We start from the raw sequence: 7,955 nt of genomic DNA, 5'->3' as shown, positions 1-7,955 counted from the left end.
GCTGCTTCACGAGCAAACGCTTCAAGTGCTTTCTTATCCATATTGTCCATCCTTAGCCTTAAAGGCTTAAGTCTAGACAGTTACACAGAATTCGGGACACCCTCGATTACTTCACTAAAAAACACCAGTATCGGTTCATCACCATAAAACTCCATGGTCATGGTGTGTCCGATACTGGTTCAGCATTCATTCTGATTAAAATAGATTCAATAGGCTTGTTACGTTTCGCGTGAATCGTACTACAGTCGCTTGCCGCTACCGTCTTCCCACATTACTTCACATTCATCTTTGATGGCAGCTTTTAATAATTCAACCAGTGGGAACGCTCGACTACCGATATTAACAGGCGCTTCAACCACCTCTTCTTCATTGTCGTCATCAGTATTTTCATGCTCTACGGACTTGCTCTGCTCTGCTGCAATAGCAGCACGTAGATTATCCAGAGCTTGAGGAACCTCTGAAGCATCCATAGCACCTGGGATGGAGCCGCTATGCCCAAGCATCTTGATGAACTGGAGGCCGACTTCACCAAACATCGTGACACTAGCATGAGCTTTACAACTAAAGGTAATTAACATAATGAGCCTTTCTTAATTTTGGTCGTTTACAAACTATGTGGAGTAACTCTCTGGAAAGCAAGTAGATAAACATCAAACAACGGTTACAAGTTTGATGCTTAAATCTAATCTTCTAGAGATGACCAGCACCATCGGTGATATACATCACTATTTGGAATTGATTGAACAGCCTTTCATATGAAACCTTGATAGTAGTCACACTAAATAGACATCTAAGCCTCTGCATAGCTTGTTATTTAATCTACTATTAACACCATTATCAAAAACTTTGGCACAGATCACATGAAAAGGCTCGTCGGCAGGCACCTAGAAGAAATGGCGGACATACGATCCACCCGCAAGCAAAAAATTGTCCACTCCTTTTCACTGACTGCCGCTGCGTTATTCATTTTCTATACTTGGGCTTACTTCGAAGGCGAGCATTACACGCTGTCAATATTCGAATTGTGCTTCGCCATCATTGCCATTTCTAACGCTTTATATGTAAGAAAAGTCATCAATCCTGAGTATTCCGAATTGATTCTGAGTGGTGTTCTTCTAGTTCAGGGCGTCATCCTATTCTTGTACAGTCACGCCATCCCAGATCGCATCCTCTGGCTCTACCCAATTCTGGCCGCGGTCATTTTCATTAATGATTTCAGAATTGGCATAATCTTCAGCACCTCGTTTTGCCTGTTCATCAGCACCTTGATTACAGCAATGCCCAATAACTTTTCTCTGCCATTTAACAGCACACATCGGTTTATTCTTAGCCTGTTTACTATGAGCTTGGTGTGTCACACATCCGCTTATTACTACACAAAAGCCGTCAGTTATATCCAACGCCTTTATAAAGAAGGCATTGAAGATCTCGCCTACAGAGACCAACTTACCGGATTGGCCAACCGTTGGAGCTTTGAGCGCTGGGCTGTAGAAAAGCTTGCGACAGTGGATAGTGAGCGATCACTTACGGCATTGGTCTTTTTGGATATAGATGACTTTAAAGGCATTAACGACAGCTACGGGCACGATGTGGGAGACAGTGTCTTACAGCATTTTGCCAATCGCTTGAGCAACAACATTCGAACCAGAGACAGAAAAAGCCATGAATACGATTATTCCATCGCGCGCTTTGCTGGAGACGAGTTTGTTCTGATGCTCTACGATGTGCCAACTCGTAAAGATCTAGACGGCATTCTAGATAGGATCTGCGGGCTGTTCGAAAGCGGCTGCCAAACAAACGAGAGAATCAAGGAATTGACGTTAAGTGTTGGGGTTGCTTTGTATCCGCAAGATGCCCAAGAATTACATGAGCTGACGAGATGTGCTGATAAAGCGATGTATGTTGCCAAGCATTCAGGAAAAAACCGATATGCTTATTATCACGACAACCCAGTATCGACCCTGATAGAAGAACTACCAACGAGCCTTGTTAGCTCAGCACCGGATTCATCTGAACTTGAAGATTGCTTTGAAGCGAAGATCGAAGGGAACAATGTTACGCTATTAAAAACGCGCCAACGCTAGCCATTCCTATAACGGAGCGGCGCTGCTAACCTGCAAGGTACATAAGCCAAAGACTCACTAACCCGATCATAATAATCCATATGACTTGACGTGTTCGGTTTGGGTTATTCCCTTTAGGTCGCCTCACCACGGTTTTAAAAGCGGCTTGCTTAGCTGACTGAATAAACGGCGCTTCTATCTCACGTTTTTTCACGCGGCGTTTAACAGCGCTGTTTGCAACCTCTGTAAAGCGCTGGCTTTGCTCCGTTGTAAAGTCGTTATCAAAACCTATCCGACCATGCCTTTCGCCATGTTTTTGCTGAACTGCCATAGCGGCCTCCTTGGCGATATACTCTCTATTGAGTATAGACATAATTTCATATTGTTACCTGTTCAAGATTTTCGAATAAGTCACTCAACGCTGTGCCATCTTCTTTTTAAATCAAATTACATAAACTACAGCTATTCAAGTTTATGAGGGTTTCAAAATGACGAATGTAAGAGCAGTAGATCATGTGATTACAGCACATGCCACCTCAGATGGTGATGGCGTCAAAATCCAACGACTCGCAGGTTTTAATAACACGCGCTTCTCTCCATTTTTGATGATTGATGAACTTAAATCGGATGAAAGCAAAGACTATGTTGGCGGCTTTCCTCCACACCCTCACCGTGGGATAGAAACGCTCACTTACATGCTCCAAGGTCACTTCCAACACAAAGACCATATGGGGAATGTTGGAGAGCTGCGCAGCGGTGGCGCACAGTGGATGGCCGCAGGCCGTGGTGTCATTCACAGCGAAATGCCAATGATGGAAGAAGGCGCACTGCATGGTTTTCAGATTTGGATAAACCAACCTGCGGCACACAAAATGCAGCCAGCGCAATATCACGACTTCCAAAATGAAAGCATCGCGGAGCATCAAAGTGAACAAAGTGGTTTGTTGAGAATGATTGCCGGAGGGTTTGAACTGTACAACCAAACTGACGATGATTCAGAGGCTTTACGAGCGCAGGGTCCATTGCAGAAAACAGGTGTGCCGTTAAGCGTTACGGATTGGCGCTCTCATTCTGGGCAAAAAGTCACGTTAGGGACTAATGTTAATCACAATGCCATGACTTACGTGTACCGAGGCAGTATTAAGATCGGCGACAAAGTGATCAACCAAGGTCAACTTGCCCTGCTTACCAAAGCTGACTTGCTGGCTTTGGGTAGCTTGGAAGATTCAGGGGTACTAATTTTTTCCGGTGAACCGATTAATGAACCTGTTGTTCACTATGGTCCGTTTGTCATGAACTCGATGGAAGAGATTGAACAGACAATTCAAGACTACAACAACGGTGTGTTTGAGACTTACTGATGTCTTGGCTTTGAGCTTTGAAGGTTGAAGGTTGAAGAGATTTTGCAACGAACAACGATTTGGTCATCCATTTGATGACTACAAAAACAAGTGACACTATCCACTGCCGGTTACTATCACTTATTTAACCACGCTCCTAGAGCGTGGTTTTTTTCTATTCAATCAGAGACAAACGATGCCCTGATTGAACAAATTTAGATCTGATTACAAATACTCACATAGGTAAGCTGTCGCTTCTTTTACCTTTAGGTCGAATGAAGAGTCACCCGCAACGTCAAAAGACTCACCAGATTGGTATGTCGTCCAATCATCATCGCCAACACGCTTTACAATCAAAGCACCTTTAACAACGGTCATCTTTTCTGGAGCCGCAGTACCAAAAGTGTACTCACCAGCCGCCATTACACCAACACTCACATCAGCACCAGACTGGTTAAACGCTAACGACTTAACGCCACCTTCAAAGTATGTGTTTTCTTTAATCATTGTACTTCCTTGTTATCTTCAAATTGCAATTATTGAGCTCACCGAGTAAGCCTATGCGTAAATTTAGGTGATAATTGTTTTAACCAATTCGAGACTTTCCTACAAGAAATAAATACGCATAGCTTAAGCATTTCTGGAGTTCGCTTTCATTGATAGCGTAAATACTGAGGAGCAAGGCTAAAAACCACTAACGCAACCACATTTATTAGAACATTCGATCCTGCTTCTAACTCTTAGAACAATTTTTGCAAACTAAGGTTTTAATTAATAGAATCTAAAACAATATCAGTCGAAAAATGAAGAGATAATGGCAAAAAAGCCGACTAAAAGCAGAGATCTATTTGCCAACTCGTTACTCTACGGCTTCCTATTAGCTGGCTTTATGGTTGCCCTCACCGCCGGCTATTTTGCTTACCAAGCCCACCAGCAATCTGTCAGCCCAAGCAACGTCTATGGCACATGGATAGAGATTGCGGCGCCACCTTACAACACCGACATCCTGACACTTTCAGAAAACGGTGTGATGATGAATCATCGTCTTATCACTACCTCATTCGATTTTGACGGGAAGATCGTCACGATCAACACTGGCTCTGGAACCACCGTTTACACCATCAGTGGTACTTACGATTCGCCTCGCTTAAAGCGATTAGAGCCAAGCGTACCATCTCAGCAATTTATTAAAGAAGGCTACGAAGATACTGCGACTGGTGATACCCATAGTGTCATGCAACAACGACGCGCTTCCTTAGCTGAGCAATTCAAAAGATAACCCTCTTATCCATACTGCCATAAGCATTCGTCTTCAAGTTTACCCGTCGATCGACCCCGCTCGCTCAACATACTTCACTTTGTGATTCAGCTTCAATCCACAGTATTTTCTTATAGTTTGTCGCACCTTTTCATAACTTCATGTCGTGAATTTTCACTTGTGAGATTTTCCTACTGAAGGATGTTTTATTTTATAAAACATGGACTCAGCCTCTCATTCATTAAGCAACAGAATTGTAACAAGATACAATTTTTTAGTTGTCCATCGAAAACGGATTTATTTTCAGTTATGAAATTAAAACTCTCTCGAATACTGACTGGGAAGCTCCTTCAAAACTGATTGGAGCCGTTTATGGGGCCATTGGGTTCTCGTAATCTTCAAGGAATGAGAGAAATAGTATGATTCGTATAAATACCTGTGCTGCAAGCATTGCTCTAGCGCTATCTGGTACAGCATTAGCTGCTCCAACAGCACCTAGCATCGACATGTACGGTTCCAACAACCTGCAATTTTCTAAAATTGAACTCGCGATGGAAACCACCTCTGGCTACAACCAGATGGTTAAATATCACGACAAAGCAAAAGTCGACGTTAAGTTCAACCAATGGAGCGGAACGTCAGGAAACACGTACAACATCTACTTTGATGGCGTTAAAGTAGCCACTGGCCCAATCACTGGCAGCCAAACCACGGCTTCATTCGAATATGGCCAAGGCGGCTTATTCGAAATGGAAATAGAAGCGTGTGACGAAACAGGTTGTAGCAAAAGCGCACCCGCTAAAATCACGATTGCCGATACAGATGGCGCACACTTAGCGCCACTTGCGATGAATGTGGATCCAAACAACAAGTCATACAACACAGATCCAAACACGGTAGTCGGTACTTACTTTGTTGAGTGGGGTATTTATGGTCGTGACTACACGGTAGATAACCTACCTGCTGATAACTTGACCCACATCCTTTACGGCTTCATCCCAATTTGTGGTCCTAACGAATCAGTAAAATCGGTAGGTGGAAACAGCTACAACGCCCTCATGACAGCTTGTCAGGGTGTTAACGATTACGAAGTGGTGATTCATGACCCTTGGGCGGCTTTCCAGAAAAGCTTCCCTCAAGCGGGACACGAATACAGCTCACCGATCAAGGGTAACTACGCAATGATGATGGCGCTCAAACAGCGTAATCCTGATTTGAAGATCATCCCATCGATTGGTGGCTGGACGCTGTCTGACCCGTTCTTTGATTTCACAACTAAAGCCAACCGTGACACCTTTGTAGCGTCTGTTAAGAAATTCCTTAACACATGGAAATTCTACGACGGTGTGGATATCGATTGGGAATTCCCTGGTGGTGGCGGTGCTGCTCCAGACCTTGGTGATCCTGTAAATGACGGCCCAGCTTACATTGCACTGATGGCAGAACTTCGCGTGATGCTAGATGAGCTAGAAGCGGAAAACGGTCGTACTTACGAGCTCACTTCTGCGATCGGTGTTGGTCACGATAAGATTGAAGACGTGAACTACGGCGATGCTATCCAATACATGGATTACATCTTCGCAATGACTTACGACTTCTACGGCGGTTGGAACAACGTGTTAGGTCACCAAACAGCACTAAACTGCGGTAACTTCATGCGTCCTGGTCAATGTGATGGCACAGGCCTTGATGAAAATGGCGAACAATACACAGGCCCAGCTTACACCACAGACAACGGCATCCAACTGTTGCTTGAGCAAGGTGTTCCAGCGAACAAGCTTGTGGTTGGTACAGCGATGTACGGTCGTGGTTGGGAAGGCGTATTACCATCATCACTCACCGATCCGAGCGACCCTATGACAGGCGTTGGTAACGGCAAACTGAAAGGCAGCTCTGCGCAAGGCGTATGGGAAGATGGCGTTATTGATTACAAAGGCATTAAAGCAAACATGCTTGGCGCGAATAACCAAGGCATCAACGGCTTCGAATATGGCTATGACGAAATGGCAGAAGCGCCTTACGTTTGGAACCGCACTTCAGGTCAGCTAATCACATTTGATGATGATCGCTCTGTAAAAGCAAAAGGCGCGTACGTTCGTAGCCTTGGCCTTGCGGGTCTATTCTCTTGGGAAATTGATGCAGATAACGGCGACATCCTGAATGCAATGCATGAAGGCCTAGCGGGCGGTACAACTGATCCTGTCAACCGCAAACCAACGGCAGCTGCAGGTACAGACCAATCGGTTGAAGGCCCAGCTTCTGTTTCTCTAGATGGCAGCGCTTCAAAAGACAGCGACGGTACAATCGCGAGCTACGCTTGGTCTCAAGTCGGCGGTACAGCAGTAACACTGGCGAACGCTAATGCTGCGGTTGCGAGCTTCGATGTTGTTGAAGTCGCTCAGCAAGAAACACTAACCTTCAGCCTAACGGTAACGGACAACGAAGGTGCTACTTCTACTGACACCGTTGTTGTAACAGTAAGCCCTAAAGATACAGGCCCAGTAAACACAGCACCAGTAGCAGTGGTTACGGCTCCGGCTGAAGTTAATGCGGGTGATGTAGTCGTGGTTGATGCTTCGGCTTCAAGCGATGCAGACCAAGACACATTGACCTTCACATGGGATGTACCTGCTGGTATTGATGCAACGGTTCAAGGTTCTTCAGTGAGCTTTGTCGCAGCGGAATACACGAAAGATACAACGCTGAACTTCTCTGTAACAGTCAGCGATGGCACAGAGACATCGGTAGCAGCTACTTCAGTGAAAGTTCTTAAGAAAACCACAGGCGGCGGTACGTGTACTAACGCTTGGGATTCAGGCGCGGTTTACACTGGTGGCGACCAAGTGACTCAAGGCGGTAAGGTTTGGGAAGCGAAATGGTGGACAACCGGTGAAGATCCAACAACGACAGGCCAATGGGGCGTGTGGAAAGAGATCGGCCCAGCAAGCTGTGCTAACTAAAAATAGGATTGAGCTAAACACCAACTAAGCACCTAAAAGCAAGGCCAACCAGATAATGTCTGGTTGGCCTTTTTAATGTTTGTTTTCTTAGCTTTGAGCTTACGATCTTTTTACTGGCGTCCTACTGACTTGCGCTCGTTATACCAATCACAGTAAGCAAGTGTTCAAAAATAGCGCAGGAAAAAAGCTTGAGAACAAGGCTGCTCTTTTCAATAAATAGTTTCGATGAGTAGGGCGTGTTGATCTTTCGTGAGTGTTCTTTGAACAGCATGGTAAAGAGTTATAATTTGCTTCGCCAAAAGTAAAACCATAACCAATACCATGCCAAGAACAA

Annotated in this window: 7 protein-coding genes; 4 read left to right on the top strand and 3 right to left on the bottom strand. The window is 44.9% G+C overall.

Annotated features, from left to right (window positions below; translation table 11 throughout):
* Positions 1-239: 239 nt before the first annotated feature.
* Entirely contained in the window at positions 240-578 is a 339-nt protein-coding gene (locus F0229_RS21380; protein WP_017061543.1) for a DUF1840 domain-containing protein, read from the bottom strand.
* A 315-nt stretch (positions 579-893) separates the two neighbouring features.
* On the opposite strand from F0229_RS21380, the gene F0229_RS21375 reads away from it, so the two are divergent.
* Positions 894-2,084: a GGDEF domain-containing protein gene (locus tag F0229_RS21375; RefSeq protein WP_171733670.1), complete on the top strand. Its 1,191-nt coding sequence runs from the start codon at positions 894-896 to the stop codon at positions 2,082-2,084.
* A gap of 25 nt (positions 2,085-2,109) precedes the next feature.
* Here the strand turns inward: F0229_RS21375 and F0229_RS21370 are convergent, their stop codons facing one another.
* A complete protein-coding gene (locus tag F0229_RS21370; protein WP_017061541.1) occupies positions 2,110-2,394 on the bottom strand; it encodes a hypothetical protein in 285 nt (94 codons plus the stop codon).
* A 157-nt stretch (positions 2,395-2,551) separates the two neighbouring features.
* Between F0229_RS21370 and F0229_RS21365 the strand changes: the two genes are divergently transcribed.
* On the top strand, positions 2,552-3,424 hold the full coding sequence (locus F0229_RS21365; RefSeq protein WP_171733669.1) for a pirin family protein: 873 nt from the start codon (positions 2,552-2,554) through the stop codon (positions 3,422-3,424).
* 204 nt (positions 3,425-3,628) lie between these two features.
* Here the strand turns inward: F0229_RS21365 and F0229_RS21360 are convergent, their stop codons facing one another.
* Complete coding sequence (locus F0229_RS21360) at positions 3,629-3,910, bottom strand: pyrimidine/purine nucleoside phosphorylase (protein WP_171733668.1); 282 nt, start codon at positions 3,908-3,910, stop codon at positions 3,629-3,631.
* 307 nt (positions 3,911-4,217) lie between these two features.
* Here F0229_RS21360 and F0229_RS21355 point away from each other — a divergent pair, with 307 nt between their 5' ends.
* Together F0229_RS21355 and F0229_RS21350 are read left to right on the top strand one after the other, a co-directional pair.
* Positions 4,218-4,682 carry a DUF2850 domain-containing protein gene (locus F0229_RS21355; RefSeq protein ID WP_017065063.1) on the top strand — a complete coding sequence of 155 codons (465 nt, stop codon included), beginning with the start codon at positions 4,218-4,220 and terminating at the stop codon, positions 4,680-4,682.
* A 398-nt stretch (positions 4,683-5,080) separates the two neighbouring features.
* Positions 5,081-7,621 carry a glycosyl hydrolase family 18 protein gene (locus tag F0229_RS21350; protein ID WP_171733667.1) on the top strand — a complete coding sequence of 847 codons (2,541 nt, stop codon included), beginning with the start codon at positions 5,081-5,083 and terminating at the stop codon, positions 7,619-7,621.
* Positions 7,622-7,955 lie beyond the last annotated feature (334 nt).

It is taken from the genome of Vibrio sp. AIC-3, from assembly GCF_013114515.1.
Taxonomy (GTDB): Bacteria; Pseudomonadota; Gammaproteobacteria; order Enterobacterales; family Vibrionaceae; genus Vibrio; species Vibrio crassostreae_C.
Note: the sequence above shows the minus strand (reverse complement) of the source record. Positions and strands in the feature narration are given on the sequence as shown.